This is a genomic window from Phytobacter sp. V91, from assembly GCF_965644225.1.
In the GTDB taxonomy this organism is placed as follows: domain Bacteria; phylum Pseudomonadota; class Gammaproteobacteria; order Enterobacterales; family Enterobacteriaceae; genus CBFFRJ01.
The window spans coordinates 1-16,724 of the sequence record NZ_CBFFRJ010000054.1 but is presented as its reverse complement, the minus strand read 5'-3'; the positions used below and the strand labels follow the sequence as shown (position 1 = coordinate 16,724).

Here is a 16,724-nt window from a genome sequence, read left to right as displayed (position 1 = left end):
AGAGGCATAGAAGGCATGACAGGAAATAAATCAGGCTTTGTTGATCGCGCCACTCGCTTGGAGATAGGGCACAATGGCCTCCTCGCAGGCCAGCTCCATCGCGGCCAGGATATCAGCCAGTTCTTGGGATTTGTCGTGGCAGAGCGAGTGCAACAGAGCCGATTTTCCGGCTTCGAAGACCGCCGCACCGACGTTTATTTTGGCGACGCCCAGCGCCGGACAGCGCTGTAGCTGATCGAAAGGCGTACCGCTGCCGCCATGCAATGCCAGCGGAACCGTTGACCGTTTAGCGACCTCTTCCAGCCGTTGAAAATCGATGGCCGGGGTAACGCCGGGCGCATACATGCCATGCGCCGTGCCCACCGAGACGGCCAGCAGATCGATACCGGTCTGACGGATAAATGGCTCGACGTCGGCAGGCTGAGTCATCAAATCGGCATTGGTGGCAAAGTCGTAGCGCGGAGCATCAGCCAGATGGCCCAGTTCACCCTCCACGCATAGCCCGACACTGGCGGCAAGTTCCACTACCGCTCGGGTCTGACGCACGTTCTCTTCCAGCGGGAACGCCGAGGCGTCAACCATAAGTCCGCTGAACCCGGCGCGAAACGCCTGTCGAATACGGACCGGGTCTTTTCCGTGGTCAAGCGCCAGAGTGACCGGCACCGAGGCTTCGTCGGCCAGCGTTTTTACCACTGCCGCCGCCAGAGGGGCCGGAAAGTGCGCCAGGTGCCCCTGATACAAATTCAAAATGATGGGCGCGCGATGTTTTTCCGCTATCCGCACCGCAGCACGGGCGCTTTCCAGGTTCATACAGTTAATCGCCAGCAGCGCATAACGCTCACGCCAGGCTTTGGTCACCATACTCTTCATATCGGCAAACATAAGGCCTCCGGTTACTCAATGGTGAAGGTGATCTCTTCATCTTTCAGCTTGTTATCACTGAGTTCATCAAACTCTTCGTCACGTTCGGTCACCGGTTTTTTCCACAATGACAGCATCACACCGCAAATCACCGTTCCGGTCCCCAGCGCCAGACAGAACAACAGCGGGTGGGTGAACAGCGGAACCACGAACATGCCGCCATGGGGCACCGGGCTTTCCACTCCCCACACCATGATTAGCCCGCCAGCGACCGCCGAGGCCACTACGCATGAACCGACGACCCTCAGCAGATCGCGTGCCGCAATCGGGATAACCCCTTCGGTAATCATGCAGATCCCCATCGGGAACGCTGCTTTCAGAGCCTCGCGTTCAGCCCGGGTGTATTTGTGGCGAGTGAGCAGGAATGAGAGGGTTATCCCAAACGGTGGGATCATGGAGCCGACAAACTTCACCGCTTCCGGCCCGTATACACCGCTTACCAGCAGGCCGTCCGCAAACAGCGACATGGTTTTATTTACCGGGCCGCCAAAATCAAACGTCGCCATCGCACCAAGAATCGCCCCCATCAGGAAACGCGAACCGCCCTGCATCGACTCCAGCATGTGAATCAGCGCCTCCTGCAACCAGGCGATCGGTTTGCCAATCAGGGTCATCATCAACAGACCGCCGATAATGGTACTGAGTACCGGCAAGACCATAATAGGCATCAAGCCCTGCATCGATTGCGGCAGGCGGATATAGCGTTTAAGCAACAGAACGGTATAACCCACCAGGAACCCGCCCAGCATCCCGCCGATAAACCCGGTATGAATCTGTCCGCAGACAAAACCGACGATCAGCCCCGGCGCAAATCCTGGGCGATCGGCAATCGAGTAAGCTATTGCGGCGCTGATCAGCGGTACAATCAGCCCCATTCCCCAACCGCCAATCTGGTTGAGCATCCACGGGATAGTGCCCGTTTTTTCTCCTACATTTGTGCCGCCGAGTATCTGGCCGAGAGCAATACAGATCCCTGCCGCAACAATTAACGGAATCATCCACGAAATTCCCGTTAATAGATGTTTTTTAATTTCCTGAGACACAGGTATTTTATTTTCACTCATAGAACATCCCTCCAAATAAGGCGTTGGCTGCGCTGAATAATTTAGAGAATATTGCTTAATGATTTTTCGACCTTTTCAAGAAACTGAATCGGCGATTTAATGACGATCTCAGTTTTGACTCGTACAATACGTTTATTGATAAAGCGTTCTTCTCCTTTTATTTTTACATCGACCGCCAGAATCACGACATCGGCAGCAGTAATATCTGCCGCTGGCAATTCGTTTTCGGTGCCAATAGTACCCTGCGTTTCCACTTTTATATTATGGCCAAGCGCTTTCGCGCCTTTAATTAATTTTTCACGAGCAATATAGGTATGTGCAATACCCGCCGTGCAGGCGGCGACGCAAACAATATTCATATTGTGCTCCATATTTTAATTAGCAGACGTCGGACTCTGCATATTGACTGAATAAATCAATAATTTTTTGTGGACTGCGTTCGATCAGCAGTTGCTCAATCACTTCTTCATCGGCCAGCGCTCCGGCAACCTGAGAAAGCAGGCGAATATGGGTGGTATTTTGATCTTCCAGACGAACGGCGAACAGAATGATGCAGCGCACGCTACTGCCATCAAGGGTTTCCCAGGGAATATCGTGCCGGGTACGACCAATCGCCAGCGTGGTATTGATCACCGCAGAAGATTTACCATGTGGAATAGCAATATGATTTTCGAAGCCGGTCGAACCTTCGGATTCACGTTGCCAGACGTCCTGGATAAAGGTTTCCCGACAGCTTATGGCGCCATCTTTGTGCAACAGATCGGTTAGCTCCTCAATCGCTTCAGTTTTACTGGTGGCCTTCATATCCAAAGTCACGCGGTTGGTGTTGAGAATTTTGGTGATGTCCATCAATCATACCTCATGGAATTTCAACATTAATTTTCGACGACCAGAGACGTCGCACGATGCAATTTTTCAGTAATAACCGTTTCCGTTACTCGCTTAATATCCGCGTCATTGAAAAAGGCGGTGACATACACCACGGGCATAGCGATCGTCGGCAGATTGATCGTCGATACCACCAGCTCAATATCCTCGGTCAATACCGATGGCAGGCTGCCAGCGGAAACCACCCCCACGATGGTCCAGCCCGGGAAAGCGCGTAGAATGCGGTTTTTCAGCAAATGTGAAGTGCCAATTCCCGTTGAGCAGACCAGCAACACCCTTTTACGGGCCATCTGCCGCTCCATCGCGGCCTGAAAGTGGACGGTTAAATAGCCTACCTCATCTTCAGACACCGCCTGTTCACCCCAGCCGCTGAACGCCCGGTTAACCGCACACTGCGTCAACCGCCAGACATCCTGCAGTTCGCCTTTGATATCGTCTAACAACGGGTTACGAATTCGAATCTGATAATTCAGCCGATTAATCAGTGGTTTAATATGCACCAGCAGGCCGTCATACAACGCAACGTCATCGCTGAAATCGCTATCCACCATATTGGCAAAAATCGCGATCAGCCGGTGAGTTACCGCCCGGGCTTCATCGCTGGAATGCATATGACCGATTACGCTGACGTCGTTATGCTCTTCGATCACCACTCCGGCAGAGATAATATATTGATAAATAAACCAGACTTCGTCCTCAGGCAGCGGATGAACAATACGCTTTTCAATGTGCTGAACCATGCGACTGGCAATCAAAAAGACATTTTCATCGCAGGATTTAATCTGCTCTTCTTCCTTTTTCACCATGGCATTACCACGCGTAATGCGGTACATCATGATCAGGATATGGGTGAAGATATTGACGTAATAAGGTTCCCCTAGCGACCAGCACAGTTCGTTTTCCATCTCCTGAAGCAGCGCCTGGACAAACAATACGTTTTCTTCGCCGAAGTAATGCACCAGCGCTTTGTAACTGCCGGGATCAAGGCGAGAATAAACCACGCTGCCGGGTTCGTTATGGTTAACAACGCCATTAATCAGTGAGGCCATGGCCTGGCGCACCCGACTTTCACTTCCTTCAATATGCGTACCGCTCTGGCTACGAATCAACGACAGACCCAGTGGGGTTATCCATGATTCAATCACTTTGAGATCATTAACAATTGATGCGCTGCTGATAAAATAGCGTTCCGATAATTTGCTGATTGAAGTTTCGTGGGGCGTTTCACTTAATAATTGCGAGGCTATTTTGACACGCCGCGAATTATTCATCATGCCATCGGCATCATCCCCTTCACCGCTGAGCAACTGATCGAGATGTAAAAGATCAGTGATATTATTAGCGCTCAGCATTACCCCCGCACCGGCACGCTTATCAAGGGTAATTTGCCATTCTGATAACCACTGTTCGAGCATCCTGAGGTCGCGCTGAATAGTTTTTTCCGAAACACTTAAATACTCAGCCAGTTTCAGCAGAGTAATATACTCCCGGCGCGGCAGGAGGTACTTTAATAATCTGTTCTGGCGCGAGGTAATCATTATATTTTTTACCCTTATAACAGATTAAATAACTTAAAGCGTCAAATAAAAACGCCTCACATGTAATCAATGATGATAAATATAAAAGGACATCGGTATTACGACAATACTAAATGATGTCCTGCATTCCGGACAAAAAATAAGACAAGAAGGGAAAAGAAATGGATATTTCTGGCAAGGATCACATTTTTCCCGTAAATTATCGTGACAACGCTCGCAAATATTGTTGGTAGAAATAATTTTCTGCCGCTCTAATAGCCCATTGAATCTATCAGCACATCGGTTCCCGATCGTTATCCACCGCAGACTTGTCCAGCCCCCTCCTCACATCCCTGTCTCCTCTGTTACCCTGGTTGCACTGATGGTATCGTTCAGGTCCGGAAAGTTGTCGCCGCCGACGATCGCCTCAGCCAGCTCACCAGAGCAAACCGGCCTGGCGAAGCGTTTTACACGCCCACCTGCTGAATAGTAGGGTTTTGCAATAATTTTAACGTTAATAACATGTTGCGAATATTAACTTTGAATCAAAGCTGAATAATTATTTCAAAATATTTCACAAAGTAAGAAAAAAATAAAAAAACAGGTAATTAATGCGGGATTTTATGCTTTTATAATGCGCATCAAAAACATCTTTACACTCATTATTTGCCTTAAGGCAAAACAATTACATTTATAATAATTTAACATTGGAATTTAATCCTTTAGTGATTTTTGCACAAAAAAAAGATAGCATGTGTACAGCTGATGTTTATATATTTGCTGGAAATAAAGAGCGTGTTATCAGATCTGTAATTTTATCACGCGATAATAAAGCAAATTGTTAATAGCCATAGCATTGCATCGTACCCATACAACTACTTCACGATACAACTCTACCAATGCCTGGCGTCCAGGAAAACATCGGTGGTGGGTACAAATTATTATGTAAATCATGAGAATAGCCATGAACCATTATGATGATTTGCAGAGGTTTAAGGATAAGACCCGCAACCAGCAGTATAATTTCAAGGATTTTTCAGCACAAAATATTGACCCTGACCAGGGAAATTGGGCGCTGATTAATCAGCTTTCACCTAATTCTGATGAGGCCAACCTGGCCATGGGCGGGCACGTTTTGTTGCCATCGCCGCAACCTGTCAGCCCTGATATCTTTGCGCACAGTGAAGCCATTCCCGTGGTTAACAATGAAATAACCCCGGATGCGCCATTAATTTCTGCCGCCCCTGTTTTGCGTGACGTTGCCCATCAGCTTGCAGCAGCACCCTTGCCCGCTGAACCGGTGGTCCATAGCGCCCCGCAACCGGCATTTTCACCACCACCTGCGCCCGTTCAGCCTGCCAGCCATACACCTGAACCTGCCAGCTATGCCCGACTCTTTGCGCCGAAACCGGCAGACGTTAAGCCGACCGTCGAAAAAAACCAGTCATTACAATCTTTGCTAGAAAGGATCGCTTCATGCCGTTGATTTGTGTTTGTTCGCCGAAGGGTGGTGTTGGGAAAACGACCCTGACGGCAAATCTGGCTTACGCCCTCGCGCGGTCAGGCAGCAAAGTATTAGCGCTGGATTTCGATATACAGAACGCCTTGCGTCTGCATTTTGGCGTCCCCCTGTCTGATGGCCGTGGCTATGTGGCAAAAGCGGCAGAAGTCTCGGACTGGAGCCAGTTTGTACTGACGGCGGGCGGCAATATTTTCGTCCTGCCCTATGGCGATGCCACCGAAGAGCAGCGCCAGCTTTTTGAAGAGCGCCTGACTCACGATGAACATTTTCTGATCCGTGGCTTAAATACATTATTAAGCTATCCGGGCTTAATTATCGTGGCTGATTTTCCTCCCGGCCCGTCTGCCGCGTTGAAAGCGATGTCGCGGATGGCTGATTTGCACCTGTTGACCTTGCAGGCCGACACCGCCTCCCTCTCTTTGCTGCCGCATATTGAGAATAACCGTCTGACCGGCGATGTCCTGAATAAAAAAGCGGGCCAGTACTTTGTGCTTAACCAGAGCGACAACCGTCGTCAGATAAGCCGCGATGTCACCGCCTTTATGGAACAGAAATTAGGTAATCAGCTTTTAGGCGTCATTCATCGCGATGAAAGCGTCCTCGAAGCGAATGCCTCCCAGCAGTCAATTTTTGATTTTAGTCCTGCGTCTGCCGCAGCCTTTGATATCGAACTCATTGCTAAACGGGTCGCCGTCATTCTAGGCGTAAACATCGGAGACGGCACGGTTCACAGCAAACCGAAAATGTCTGGCTTCTAATTCGCTCAGGGCAACCTATGAAAAAGTTCCTTAACGTCTTGCTGGCGCTGGCAATGCTCCCGATTGCCGTGCTGGTCGTCATTACGCCGATGGACAGCCAGAAACAGTATATTTTTGGCCTGCTCAGCATCGGGGTATTGTTCATACTGGGGTTCAATAAAAAGCGCAGCGTCTCCATTATTATGGTGGTGATGTCGGTGCTGCTATCGACCCGCTATATGTATTTCCGCCTGACGCAAACTCTGCACTTTAACTCCGAAATAGAAACGATTTTGGGGATGGGGCTGTTCCTCGCAGAAGTCTACGTCTGGGTAATGCTGCTGTTGAGCTACCTGCAAACAATGTGGCCATTAAAACGTGAAATCGTTCCGCTGCCGGACGACATGAGCAAGTGGCCCACGGTGGATGTCTATATTCCGACCTATAACGAACCTCTTGATGTGGTTCGTGACACGGTACTGGCGGCGCAGTGTATTGATTATCCGCGCGATAAGATGAACATCTATCTGCTCGATGACGGCAAACGTCGCGAATTTGCGGTGTTCGCCGCCGACGTCGGCGTTGGCTATATCACGCGTAACGATAACAACCACGCCAAAGCCGGTAACCTCAACCATGCCATGAAGCTGACTCAGGGCGAGCTGATTACCGTATTTGACTGTGACCACGTCGCCACGCGTATCTTCCTGCAAGCCACGGTTGGCGGGTTCCTCAAAGACCCGAAACTGGCGCTGGTGCAAACGCCGCACTACTTCTATTCGCCGGATCCCTTTGAGCGTAACCTCTCGGTCGGGCGCAATATTCCGAACGAAGGCGCCCTCTTCTACGGCCCGATCCAGCAGGGTAACGATAACTGGAACGCCACTTTCTTCTGCGGCTCCTGCGCGGTTATCCGCCGCAGCGCGCTGGAAGAGATCGGCGGCTTTGCCGTCGAGACCGTCACCGAAGATGCCCACACCGCGCTGAAGTTGCAGCGTCGTGGCTGGGGCTCCGCGTTTCTTGATATTCCGCTGGCGGCAGGTCTTGCCACCGAGCGTCTGGTGCTGCACGTGATCCAGCGTACCCGCTGGGCGCGCGGCATGACGCAGATTTTCCGTCTGGATAACCCGCTGCTTGGCCGCGGGCTGACCATCCAGCAGCGGCTGTGCTACCTGAGCGCGATGCTCTATTACCAGTTTGCGCTGCCGCGTATTGCCTTTTTGACCGCGCCGCTGGCTTATCTGTTGTTTAACCTGAACATTATTCACTCCTCGGCGAGCCTGATTTTCGCCTATGCGTTGCCGCATCTGTTCCTCGCCGTCTACGTGAACTCGCGCATGAACGGACGCCACCGCTACAGTTTCTGGGGTGAAATCTACGACCTGGTGCTGGCATTCCATATTGTCCTGCCAACGGCAGTCACCATGCTTTTCCCGAAACGCGGCAAGTTCAACGTGACCGATAAAGGCGCGCTGCTGGATGTCGGCTATTTCGACTTCAGCGTGGTACGCCCGCATCTGATCATCGCCATTCTGCTCGGCGCCGGAGTGATTGCCGGTATCGTGCGCGCCTTCGCCCATGACTACTTTGGCGTCGACCCGCGCGTTATCGCTCTGAACGTGGGCTGGGGCTTATACAGTCTGTTCTTCCTGCTGGCGGCGATTGCCGTGGCGCGTGAGACCCGTCAGACGCGTAAAACCATTCGTGTCGATGCGGCGATCCCGGTTCTGCTGCACCATGCCAGCGGCATTGTTTCACGCAGCGAAACTGCGGATTTGTCGATGGGCGGCTGTCGTATCGTCGCCCCTGACGAGCGTCATTTAAACGATGATATTGAAGAAATTGAGCTGCTGCTTCAGTCCGGCGCTATCAATATTCCGGTAAAAACCATTGCCAGCGATGACGAGTATATTCGCATGATGTTCGACGATATTCCGCTGGCGCGCCGTCGTGAGCTGGTACGCGTTGTCCTTTCCCGTGCTGATGCGTGGATTAATCCGCCGAAGCCGCAGGACAACCCGTTCCGCTCCCTGGGCACCATTATGCGTTGTGTCTTTGACCTCTTCTGGCTGACCTGGAAAAGCCGCCGGGAAAACCGCCGCTTACGAGCAGAACTTGCCCAGGCCGCATCTTCGGAGGAAGGCAACGTATGAAACGTTTGACGACACTGGCCCTGCTGGTCGGGACGCTGTTTATCGCCCCGACGCACGGTGAAGAAACGTCGATTGAAGCGTTGTTACGCCTCAACGATCCTGCGCCTGCGACACCTGCGGCGCTTTCCCAGACCTCCCCGGTCTTTATTCCGTCGGTGGTTAACAGCGTCAGCATTGCGCAAATGGGCTTCCCGGAAGGGATCGCGTTAAGCGGCGGGCAGTTCCAGGGCGGTGCCTCCTTTACGCTGCCGGTGGACCAGGTGATTACCACCGCCCGCCTGGCACTGACCCTGAAGATATCTCCGGCAATGGCGACCCGCAGCGCCAGCATGCAGTTGATGCTTAATGGGCAGCCGCTGGGTACCGTGCCATTAACCGCTGCCGAAGGCGACACCGCCAAATTCCAGCTGGATATTCCGTCGGCGCTGCTGGTCTCCAGCAACAGCCTGAGCTTTAAAGTGAACGATGGCGATGCCATGCAGTGCCAGCGCGATCTGACGGATAAATACCGTGTGACCATCATGCCGGACTCGCATTTTGAGCTGGAAGGTCAGCAGCTGGATATCGGCTCAGATCTGAGCCACTTCCCGCGCCCGTTCTTTGACAGCATGCAGATGACCCCGGCGGCGATCGCCATGGCGTTCCCGACCACCTTAAGCCCGGACGCCATCAGCGCGGGGGCGCTAATCTCCTCGTGGATGGGGATTCAGGCCGATTACCGTGGCGTCTCCTTTGCTGCTTATCACGACCGTTTGCCGGAGAAGAATGGCATCCTGATTGGCCACCCCGGCGAGCAAATTGGCGGTTTGACCCTGCCGCAAACCACGCAGCCATTGCTGAAAGTCATCGATAACCCGGCCAACCCGGTTTACAAGCTGCTGTTGGTGGTGGGGAAAGATGAAAACGACCTGCGTGCGGCAGCCTGGCGTTTAACCCGGGGTAACTTCGCCCTGCAAACGCCTTCGGTCGATGTAACCGCCCAAACGATCCCGGTGAGCAAACCTTATGATGCTCCGCGCTGGATCCCGACAGATCGTCCGGTCAAACTCTCCGAGTTGATCCGTAAGGATCAAAGCCTGACCACCACCGGCCTGTGGCATGACGCCTTGCGGGTCGCTTTCCGCGCAGCACCTGACCTGTTCCTGTGGGACGGCGAGACCATCCCGCTGCATATTGGCTATCGCTTCCCATCGGAAAACTGGATTGATGAAGACCGCTCCTGGTTAAGCATGACCATGAACGACACCTTCCTGCACAGCCTGCCGGTGAACAAACAGGGAGCGCTGGAAACCCTGTGGCATAAACTGGGCGGCGATGCGCGCCAGGAAGAGTTTGATATGCCGCTGGAGCCGTACATGATTTACGGCGACAACCAGCTGTCGCTGTACTTCAACATTCAGCCAAAGGCAGACGCGCCCTGTAGCGTACTGCTTAACAACAACATCAAGAGCCGTATCGAAGACGATTCGTGGATTGATTTAAGCAACACGCGCCACTTTGCGCTGCTGCCAAATCTCTCTTACTTCGTCGGGGCTTCCTTCCCGTTCACCCGTCTTGCCGACTACTCGGAAACGGTGCTGATGCTGCCGGAAAAACCCACGGAGACGCAAATCGCCACCCTGCTGGATATGGCGGCGCGTTCAGGCAATGCGACCGGTACTGCGCTTAGCCATAACCGGGTAGTGATCGGCATCCCAACCTCCGGAGCGGCGCTGTCGTTGCTCAACGATCGCGATGTCCTGGCGGTCACCGGGCTGGATCAACACGATTTCAACCGCGCGATCCTCAGCAACTCCCCCTTTGTGATGCATGACAGCACCCTGGGCGTGCGTGAGCTGACCACCTGGCAGCGGGTGAAACGCTGGATAGCGGGTGACTGGGGCTCAGACAGCCTGGAAGCCGATCGCTATTTCTCCTCCAACGAGGCCTGGCGTGGCTTTGTCAGCTTCCCGTCCCCGTGGAACGACGGGCGTTTAGTGGTCCTGGCACTGGGCAGCAATGACGATCAGCTGGCACGACTGCATGGCGACCTGGCCTCGGCGCGGATTAACGCCGGGATCCGTGGCGATGCTGCGGTCATTACCAATGAAAACGGCGTGCGCAGTTTCCGCGTGGGCGAGCAGTCCCCGCGTGGAGAAATGCCCGCGCAGATGATGGTTATCTGGTATGCCAACCAGCACTCGGCGATGCTCGCGATCCTCGGCCTGCTGTTTGGCTGTATTGCTGGCCCGGCGCTGTACGTCTGGCTGAGAAACCGGGCGAAAAAACGTCTGGATCTCGATAACCGCAACTAAGAGGGTGATAACAATGACCATAAAAACCGCCCGCCGTTTGACGACGCTGTGCCTTTCCGGCGTCCTCACGTTTGCGACACTCGGGCAGGCACAGGCCGCGCAGAATGATGCGGCGCTCAAAGCGCTGTTCGACCAGGCAAACTACTGGCACGAAAAATCCCACGACGACCTGGCGATGGAGTCGCTGAAAAAAGTGTTGATGGTGGATGCCAATAACACCCAGGCGATGTATCTGATAGCGCTCTGGTCGCAACAAAATGGCGATCTGCAAACCTCCGCGCAGTGGCGCGCACGGCTGGCGCAGGTCGCGCCGAACGACGCCAATTTACAGGCGCTGGATAACGCCAAACAGTTAACCCAGGTTCCCCAGGGCCAGCTCACGCTTGCCCGCCAGCAGGCGCGCAGCGGCAACGTTCCGGCGGCGCTGGCAACCTGGCGCAGCATGTTTAACGGCGACACGCCGCCGCCGAGCCTGGCACCGGAATACTATCTGACGATGGCCGGGGACAAATCTCTCTACCCGCAGGCCGTCTCGCAGCTGAAAAACTTCGTGGTGCAAAACCCGCAGAACACCCCGGCACGGGTAGCGCTGGGAAAAATGCTGACCTGGCGCGAAGAGACGCGCCGCGACGGGATTTTACTGCTTGAGCCGATGGCCAGCGGCAGTAAAGACGCCGACGACGGCTTACGCCAGGCGCTGCTGTGGCTGGGGCCGCAGGCGGGCGATGAACGTTTTTATGACACCTGGCTGCAACGTCATCCGCAGGATACCGACGTGCAGAACTACTACCGTAAAAACGTTGGCGGATCGGCAAAAGGGGCAGGCTTTACCGCCCTTAACAGCGGCGACACCGGAGCGGCAAAACGCAAATTTGAACAGGTACTGCAAACCAACCCGGACGACGCCGATGCGCTGGCCGGGATGGGCTACATTGCCCAGCGCAGCGGCGATTACAAAGCCGCGGCCCAGTACCTGAACCGGGCCGCAAGCCAGGGCGGCGACGCCTCCGGCGAGCGTAAAGAGCAGGCCACCGATGCCGCATTCTATGGCCAACTCGCGCAAGCCCAGCAGACCTTAAAAGAGGGCAATATCAGCCAGGCGCTGGCGCTCTCTTCACCGCTGGCTCAGGAGACTGGCGAGCGTGGAACCGCCGCCAAACTCTTCCGGGCCGACGTCCTGCGCCAGAACAAAGATTTCGCCCAGGCCGAGCAGACGCTGCGCAGCATTCTTAACGATCAGCCGCAGAATGCCCCGGCGCGTGAAAACCTCTATTACGTGCTGCGCGATCAAAACAAGACCGATGAAGCCCAGGCGGTTCTGCGCACCCTGCCCGCCAGCCTGCAACAACGTCTGGCCCCGCGCGCCGTCGCCGCCGGTGCGCCTGGAGATCCGATCCGTCGCCAGGCCCAGCAACTGGAAGCTAACGGCAGTACCGCTCAGGCGATTGATGTCCTGCGCCAGGGCGTTGCCCGCGTGCCGGACGACCCGTGGTTGCGTCTTGATCTGGCCCGTTTACTGCAAAAATCCGGTCAGGATGGCGAAGCCGCGACGGTGATGCTACCCGCCGGACGCGAAGGCGCGGGCGCCAACTCGCTGTACGCCGCCGCGCTCTTTGCCAGCGAAAGCAGCGCATGGCAGCAGGCCAATAGCCTGCTGGCGCGTATTTCACCGTCCAGCCGCACGGCGCAGATGCGCGACCTCTCCGAGCGCGTGAATTACAACCTGCAAATGACGACGGCTGAACGTTACCTCGCCCAGGGCAACATGACGGCGGCCTCCAACACCCTGAAAGCCCTGGCCAGTCAGCCGCCGAAAACGCCGGTTGATGCCGGGAAACTGGCGCGTATGCTGGCCCGTACCGGTGACATGACCACTGCGGTCTCGCTGGTGCGCGACAATATGAAAGAGGGTGTGCAGGGCAATGCCGGGGATTATGCCGATCAGATTGCGGTCTTAAATCAGGCCGGGCTGAACCAGGAAGCGCAGACCTTTATGTCCAGCCCGGAAATCCAGTCGCGCAGTACTCCGGCCCAGCTGGCGGGGGTCCGTAACGGCTATGTGATTAACGAAGCGGATAAACTGCGTGAGCAGGGTAACTATGCCGCGGCCTATGACAAGCTGATCCGCGCCCTGCAAAGCGACCCGCAGAACACCGACTTGATGTTCGCCATGGGTCGTCTGTACCAGACCGGCAAGATGAACAAAGAAGCCGGGGTGCTGTATGACTACCTGATGACCCGCGATACCGACGATCAGGCCGCACGCGTGGGGGCTATTGACGTGGCGCTGGCAGAAGATAACGTGCAGAAAGCCACTACCCTTGCCAGTGGCCTGCGCACCGACAGCTCGCCGGAGCGGATGCTGTTGCTGGCGCGCCTGGAAGAGGCCAAAGGCAACCACCAGCAGGCGATGACTTATCTGCGCAGCGCGCGCGGCAAGCTGGTTGGGCTGGAGTCCACCAACAGCGCGGCAACGCCGACCATCGGCGGCGTCCTGCTGGCGGATAACCCGTTCACTACCACCAGCAAAACCGCGACGCCAAACTCACTCTATGGCACGGCTCTGCCGTGGCAGGTGGCGCAGGTGGCCCGCGAACCAGGCTCCACGCTGCCAGGCACCGTGCGCACCGATTTACCGGTGGAAACCGCGCAAACCCGTACCCTGCGCCAGGTCGATGACATGATGCAGCAGATGGACGAAAAGAACGGTATGTGGCTGCAGGGCGGAGTTGAAATCCGTGGCCACGACGGCGAGTCCGGCACCAGTAAATTGACGGAAGCCAAAGCGCCGCTGACCTGGTCCAGCTCACCCTTTGGCGATGCGCGCTTTGAATTTACCGCCACGCCAATCACCTTAAGCGCAGGCAGTGCGTCGGGAGATGCCTGGCGGCGCTATGGGGCGAATCCGCTGGCGAATGCGGTCAGTAATATCAGTACCTCTATCAGCAATGCGAATAACTCATCGGCAACTGATGGCGTTACGGAAAAATTCACCGACCTTAGCGACCTCAGCGACGCCAGATTATTGTCACCCTTTACGGATGCCGGTTATGACAGGCTGACAACCTTACTGGGAGATGATAGCGCGACGAGCCGGTTACGCACCTTAAGCCGCTCCACCTACAAAGCGAACTACAACGACACCATTAACTCGGCGACCGACTCGCAAAACGGCAATGGCGTTGAGCTGAATATGGCGTTAAGCGGCGAGAACTATCGTGTGGATATTGGCAGTACGCCGCTGGGTCAGGATATGAATACCCTGGTCGGCGGGGTGAAATGGTCGCCAAAACTGACCAACTATCTGTCACTTATCTTTACCGGTGAGCGCCGCGCGGTAACCGACAGCCTGCTCTCCTATATAGGCCTGAAAGATGCCTATTCCGGCGAACGCTGGGGCCAGGTGACCAAAAACGGCGGTAACGTGCAACTGAGCTATGACGACGGCGACGCGGGCTTCTTCGTTGGCGGCGGCGGTTACAGCTATATCGGGGAAAACGTAGCCAGCAACAACAGTGTGAATGCCGGTGCCGGGGTCTATTTACGCCCGTGGCATGACGACTTCCGCCAGTTGCAGACCGGGTTAAGCGTCAGCTGGATGAACTTCTCGAAAAACCTCAGCTACTACACCTACGGTCAGGGCGGTTACTTCAGCCCGCAGAACTACGTTAGCGTGTCGTTACCGGTCGACTTAACGCAGAAAATCGACAACTGGAAGCTGAGTATTGGCGGGTCAGTGGGCTATCAGTCCTATACCCAGGATAAGAGCGACTATTTCCCGAACGATCCTGAAGCCCAGAGAATGCTCCAGCAGCTGGCCGACCTTGGCTTCACCAAAGAAGCCCAGTACAAAGGCTCTTCGCAAAACGGCATTGGCTACACCTTCCGTGGCGGTGTGGATTACAACCTCAATAAAGACATGACCATTGGCGGAAAAGTGGGTTACGACACCTTCGGCAACTACAACGAAAGTACCGCCGGGATCTATTTCCGCTATATGTTGGGAGACAAATAATGACGTCGAATACGGCTAATCCTTTACTGCTGTCCTGGTTTCAGAGGCAGCAAACGCCGCCAGGCTGGTTCGATCTGCTGTCCGTCATGATTGATGGCATGGTGCGCAACGTGGGAGAGGCAGAAAGCCTGCCGTTCCTGCGCCAGATGGGTGAATCTCTGGCAGAGCGTTTTCCCCTGCCAGGCTCTGAGACCATCGGAGAGCTGGAAGCGCACATCAACGCGAAACTGGCGGAATTCAACTGGGGCTTTATTGATATCGATGCCAGTGATGAAGGGATGACCTTCCGCCACCAGGCGCTGCCGGTTTCACGCGATGAATACAGCCAAACCCGTTGGTGCTATGCTTTTTGCGCCATACTTGAGGGTCTGTATTCTCGCTGGCTGCTGGGGCAAGGCGGTAAATCCCATATCGCATTTAGTCGCGAGCGGCTCTATTCCGTATCGGACGTGGTGTTCCGCTACGCTAACCCAAAATGAGTCTGTTTATGCTTAAACGCGTTATTCCCGCGATGGTGGTTATGGTCAGTGTGCTGTTTTCATCCTTTTCCCTGGCGGGGCAGGCCTGGGAGAGTTACAAAGCGCGCTTTCTGATGCCGGATGGCCGTATTGTCGACACCGGCAATAACAGTGTCTCCCACTCCGAAGGCCAGAGCTACGCCATGTTGATGGCGGTCGTCAGCAACGACAAAGCAGCATTTGACAGGATATGGGGCTGGACCAACAAGACGCTGAAAAACAAAGATAACGGCTTGTTTTACTGGCGCTATAACCCGGTGGCTGCCGACCCTATTGTCGATAAAAACGACGCCGCCGACGGCGATGCGATGATCGCCTGGGCGCTGCTCAAAGCCAGCCAGCGCTGGAACGACAACAGCTATGCCACCGCCTCGGATGCCATCACCCAGGCGCTGATTAAGCATACGGTGATTAACTTTGCGGGCTATCGGGTGATGCTGCCGGGCGCGAAAGGGTTCAACCTCAATAGCTATGTGAACCTGAACCCGTCGTACTTTCTCTTCCCGGCATGGCAGGACTTTGCTGACCGCAGCCATTTGACCGTCTGGCGGGATCTGATCCGCGATGGTTCCACACTGCTCGGCAAAATGAGCTTTGGTCAGTCGCGTCTGCCGACCGACTGGGTGGCGCTCTCCGCCGACGGTAAGCTGACGCCAGCCAAAGAGTGGCCGCCGCGCACGAGCTATGACGCCATTCGCGTTCCGCTGTACGTAAGCTGGTGGGACGCGCAAAGCCCGCTGCTGACGCCGTGGCGCAAATGGTGGCAGGGCTTTAACCGCAGCCGGACTCCGGCGTGGGTTAACGTCACCACCAACGATACCGCGCCTTACAATATGAACGAAGGGCTGCTGGCGGTACGTGATTTAACGATGGGTGAGCCGATGAGCGAACCGCAGATAACCGCTCAGGATGACTACTACTCTGCCAGCCTGAAGATGCTGGTGTGGGTCTCGCAGCAGAAGTAGTTTTGGTCTGGTGCGGTCTGGTGCGGTCTGGTGCGGTCTGGTGCCCTCACCCTAACCCTTGTATGTTTAAAGTCACTTCAGTTACCCGCCACCAGGCGGGTACACTGCTACCGTGTTTGACCTGATGCCA

General features: G+C 54.9%; 12 protein-coding genes. 7 read left to right on the top strand and 5 right to left on the bottom strand.

The annotated features are described in order from the left end of the window. Positions 1-30: 30 nt before the first annotated feature. From ACSZO4_RS12905 to ACSZO4_RS12885, 5 genes are read right to left on the bottom strand one after another with little or no spacing between them, the layout of a single operon-like run. Positions 31-882 carry a class II fructose-bisphosphate aldolase gene (locus tag ACSZO4_RS12905; RefSeq protein WP_437889376.1) on the bottom strand — a complete coding sequence of 284 codons (852 nt, stop codon included), beginning with the start codon at positions 880-882 and terminating at the stop codon, positions 31-33. An 11-nt stretch (positions 883-893) separates the two neighbouring features. Continuing rightward, positions 894-1,985 (bottom strand): PTS fructose transporter subunit IIC, encoded by a 1,092-nt coding sequence (locus ACSZO4_RS12900; RefSeq protein ID WP_437889375.1) that lies wholly within the window; start codon positions 1,983-1,985, stop codon positions 894-896. 41 nt (positions 1,986-2,026) lie between these two features. Next, entirely contained in the window at positions 2,027-2,344 is a 318-nt protein-coding gene (locus tag ACSZO4_RS12895) for a PTS fructose transporter subunit IIB (protein ID WP_437889374.1), read from the bottom strand. 19 nt (positions 2,345-2,363) lie between these two features. Continuing rightward, the gene (locus tag ACSZO4_RS12890; RefSeq protein WP_437889373.1) at positions 2,364-2,834 is read right to left on the bottom strand and encodes a PTS sugar transporter subunit IIA; all 471 of its coding nucleotides are present in this window, start codon (positions 2,832-2,834) and stop codon (positions 2,364-2,366) included. Positions 2,835-2,860: 26 nt separating this feature from the next. Then, a complete protein-coding gene (locus ACSZO4_RS12885; RefSeq protein ID WP_437889372.1) occupies positions 2,861-4,411 on the bottom strand; it encodes a BglG family transcription antiterminator in 1,551 nt (516 codons plus the stop codon). Positions 4,412-5,354: 943 nt separating this feature from the next. On the opposite strand from ACSZO4_RS12885, the gene bcsO reads away from it, so the two are divergent. Genes bcsO through ACSZO4_RS12850 form a run of 7 tightly spaced genes read left to right on the top strand, consistent with a single transcriptional unit; the run spans position 5,355 to position 16,594 of the window. Further along, entirely contained in the window at positions 5,355-5,876 is a 522-nt protein-coding gene (gene bcsO, locus ACSZO4_RS12880) for a cellulose biosynthesis protein BcsO (RefSeq protein ID WP_437889371.1), read from the top strand. Then, entirely contained in the window at positions 5,867-6,670 is an 804-nt protein-coding gene (gene bcsQ, locus ACSZO4_RS12875; RefSeq protein ID WP_437889370.1) for a cellulose biosynthesis protein BcsQ, read from the top strand. The genes bcsO and bcsQ overlap by 10 nt, the downstream gene beginning before the upstream one ends. A gap of 17 nt (positions 6,671-6,687) precedes the next feature. Continuing rightward, positions 6,688-8,802: a UDP-forming cellulose synthase catalytic subunit gene (gene bcsA / locus ACSZO4_RS12870; RefSeq protein ID WP_437889369.1), complete on the top strand. Its 2,115-nt coding sequence runs from the start codon at positions 6,688-6,690 to the stop codon at positions 8,800-8,802. Beyond that, the gene (gene bcsB, locus ACSZO4_RS12865; protein WP_437889368.1) at positions 8,799-11,096 is read left to right on the top strand and encodes a cellulose biosynthesis cyclic di-GMP-binding regulatory protein BcsB; all 2,298 of its coding nucleotides are present in this window, start codon (positions 8,799-8,801) and stop codon (positions 11,094-11,096) included. The genes bcsA and bcsB overlap by 4 nt, the downstream gene beginning before the upstream one ends. Before the next feature lie 13 nt (positions 11,097-11,109). Continuing rightward, positions 11,110-15,111, top strand: coding sequence for a cellulose synthase subunit BcsC-related outer membrane protein (locus ACSZO4_RS12860; RefSeq protein ID WP_437889367.1), 4,002 nt, complete (start codon positions 11,110-11,112; stop codon positions 15,109-15,111). Then, entirely contained in the window at positions 15,108-15,590 is a 483-nt protein-coding gene (gene bcsD / locus ACSZO4_RS12855; RefSeq protein WP_437889387.1) for a cellulose biosynthesis protein BcsD, read from the top strand. The genes ACSZO4_RS12860 and bcsD overlap by 4 nt, the downstream gene beginning before the upstream one ends. Positions 15,591-15,598: 8 nt before the next feature. Next, positions 15,599-16,594 (top strand): glycosyl hydrolase family 8, encoded by a 996-nt coding sequence (locus tag ACSZO4_RS12850; RefSeq protein ID WP_437889366.1) that lies wholly within the window; start codon positions 15,599-15,601, stop codon positions 16,592-16,594. Positions 16,595-16,724 lie beyond the last annotated feature (130 nt).

Excerpts from the sequence above, each read along its gene's own strand:
- ACSZO4_RS12905 (WP_437889376.1), bottom strand. The coding sequence starts at position 882 with ATGTTTGCCGATATGAAGAGTATGGTGACCAAAGCCTGGCGTGAGCGT.
- ACSZO4_RS12900 (WP_437889375.1), bottom strand. The coding sequence starts at position 1,985 with ATGAGTGAAAATAAAATACCTGTGTCTCAGGAAATTAAAAAACATCTA.
- ACSZO4_RS12895 (WP_437889374.1), bottom strand. The coding sequence starts at position 2,344 with ATGAATATTGTTTGCGTCGCCGCCTGCACGGCGGGTATTGCACATACC.
- ACSZO4_RS12890 (WP_437889373.1), bottom strand. The coding sequence starts at position 2,834 with ATGGACATCACCAAAATTCTCAACACCAACCGCGTGACTTTGGATATG.
- ACSZO4_RS12885 (WP_437889372.1), bottom strand. The coding sequence starts at position 4,411 with ATGATTACCTCGCGCCAGAACAGATTATTAAAGTACCTCCTGCCGCGC.
- bcsO (WP_437889371.1), top strand. The coding sequence starts at position 5,355 with ATGAACCATTATGATGATTTGCAGAGGTTTAAGGATAAGACCCGCAAC.
- bcsQ (WP_437889370.1), top strand. The coding sequence starts at position 5,867 with ATGCCGTTGATTTGTGTTTGTTCGCCGAAGGGTGGTGTTGGGAAAACG.
- bcsA (WP_437889369.1), top strand. The coding sequence starts at position 6,688 with ATGAAAAAGTTCCTTAACGTCTTGCTGGCGCTGGCAATGCTCCCGATT.
- bcsB (WP_437889368.1), top strand. The coding sequence starts at position 8,799 with ATGAAACGTTTGACGACACTGGCCCTGCTGGTCGGGACGCTGTTTATC.
- ACSZO4_RS12860 (WP_437889367.1), top strand. The coding sequence starts at position 11,110 with ATGACCATAAAAACCGCCCGCCGTTTGACGACGCTGTGCCTTTCCGGC.
- ACSZO4_RS12850 (WP_437889366.1), top strand. The coding sequence starts at position 15,599 with ATGCTTAAACGCGTTATTCCCGCGATGGTGGTTATGGTCAGTGTGCTG.